This window comes from Paraburkholderia sp. CNPSo 3274, assembly GCF_024206475.1.
In the GTDB taxonomy this organism is placed as follows: Bacteria; Pseudomonadota; Gammaproteobacteria; order Burkholderiales; family Burkholderiaceae; genus Paraburkholderia.
Genome location: NZ_JAMBPR010000199.1, coordinates 1 through 1,912, shown reverse-complemented (window position 1 = coordinate 1,912; position 1,912 = coordinate 1). Strand labels below are relative to the sequence as shown.

Sequence of the window (1,912 nt, the reverse complement as noted above, 5' to 3'; positions counted from 1 at the left end):
GTTGAGTTGAACCTCGATCTCCTTCAGACTGCGCATCTGCTCTTTCAAGGCCGCGATCTTCTCCTGCAGTCGCTCTGTCCTGGCCTTCGCGATCGCAGGCTCCTGACGATCCGCTGTGTCCATCGCCTCGAGATAGCGAGCGATACTTGACTCAATGTCGCGCATCCGTCGCTCGAGCTTGGCGCTCGTGAAGTTGCGGTCGCGGTGGTTCACCGCCTTGAACTTGCTGCCGTCGATCGCAACAATCGCATCTGCGAAGAGGTCCAGACGCTGGCACAGCATCACGAACTGGCGACAGACGCTGCGGATCGCCTTGCCGTTGTCTTTACGGAACCGGGCGATGGTCTTGAAGTCCGGCGCAAGGCGCCCCGTGAGCCACATCAGTTCAACATTGCGCTGGCACTCACGTTCAAGACGACGGCTGGATTGAATACGGTTCAGGTAACCGTAGATGAATGAAAGGGACTTCCCCATCCTGGTTTCGGTGGAAGCCGCGAACCAGCTTCGGCGTACCATTGTTCGGTCCCGATCCCTCAACCGCATCGATATCAGGGGAAGTTCATGACCATTGCTACGTTAGGAATCGATCTTGCAAAGAACGTCTTTGCCGTGCATGGCGTGGACAAGGCTGGCAAAGCCGTACTTGTAAAGCCGCGTGTCATGCGCGATCAATTGGCGGCCCTCATCGCACAACTTCCGCCTTGTCTGATTGGCATGGAAGCCTGCTCAGGCGCACACCATTGGGCGCGAATGTTCCAGCAACACGGGCACACGGTAAAGCTGATTGCGCCAAAACTGGTTGCGCCGTACCGGATGTCAGGCAAGCAGGGCAAGAACGATGCCGCTGACGCGGCTGCCATCTGTGAGGCTGTCACGCGGCCTAACATGCGGTTTGTCCCTCTCAAAGACGAACACCAACAGGCGGCCCTTTGCCTGCATCGCACACGTCAAGGCTTTGTCGAAGAGCGCACCGCGAGCTATAACCGTGTACGTGGCCTGCTGTCCGAGTTCGGTATTGTGTTGCCGCAAAGTACGGCGAAGTTGCGCAGCAACATCACGACCCGTATGGAGGCTTTGCCTGGCTGGGCAAATCGCTGCATTCGAGATCTGCTCGAACATATCGATCGGCTGGGAGAACGTATCGACGAGTACGATCGCGCCATTCGTGGGCTTGCCCGCGAGGATGAGCGCAGTCGCAGGCTCATGGAACTGCGCGGGATAGGGCCCACCACGGCCAGCGCATTGCTCGCCACTCTCGGCGCTGCCCACGACTTCAAGAATGGCCGGCAAGTGGCTGCATGGCTCGGCTTGACGCCTTCGCAATATAGCAGTGGCGGCAAAGTCCGGCTCGGAGGCATAACCAAGGCCGGCGACGCCTACATACGTACGCTTCTGGTAAGCGGCGCACGCGCCGTGATGTCAAATCTTCGGGATAAACAAGACCGGCTTAGCCGTTGGATTAGAAGCCTCATTGAGCGGCGCGGATACTGGCGCGCGGCGGTTGCCATTGCCGCCAAGAATGCGCGGATGGCGTGGGCGGTATTGAGATACGGCGATGCTTTCCAGCAAGAACCGGTGGAAGCCTGACCGGCAATGCCGCAATGTTCAATCGAACCTTCTCCACGGCGGTCAGAATCATCAATAGATAGAAGATCACTTTGCGCTGTGGCGCGACAATCCGGATGAGAGACGCGCGACAAACAAGTTGAGAATGTCGCGGCAGAAATGATGATGCCGATGTTGATTGACGCTGGCAAGCGTTTATTGATTGACGCGCGGCGTTGATTGACGCGGGCGAGTGGGTGTCGCGCGACAATCAAGCTGAAGCCACCAGTCGTTGAGGATTGCTGTGTAATGGTGACGCCGCAGGTATTTGGCCGCGCGACAATCAGGATAAGAATGGGGTGGCGTG

General features: G+C 57.9%; 1 protein-coding gene and 1 pseudogene. One reads left to right on the top strand and one right to left on the bottom strand.

Annotation, left to right across the window (positions count from 1 at the left end; translation table 11 throughout):
* Window positions 1-456, bottom strand: a pseudogene (locus M3I54_RS44130) (transposase); the annotation flags it as partial.
* Between the two features lie 105 nt (window positions 457-561).
* Between M3I54_RS44130 and M3I54_RS44125 the strand changes: the two are divergent.
* A complete protein-coding gene (locus M3I54_RS44125) occupies window positions 562-1,587 on the top strand; it encodes an IS110 family transposase (protein WP_254346685.1) in 1,026 nt (341 codons plus the stop codon).
* Window positions 1,588-1,912 lie beyond the last annotated feature (325 nt).

Coding starts and splice junctions, on each gene's coding strand:
- M3I54_RS44125 (WP_254346685.1), top strand. CDS start 562: ATGACCATTGCTACGTTAGGAATCGATCTTGCAAAGAACGTCTTTGCC.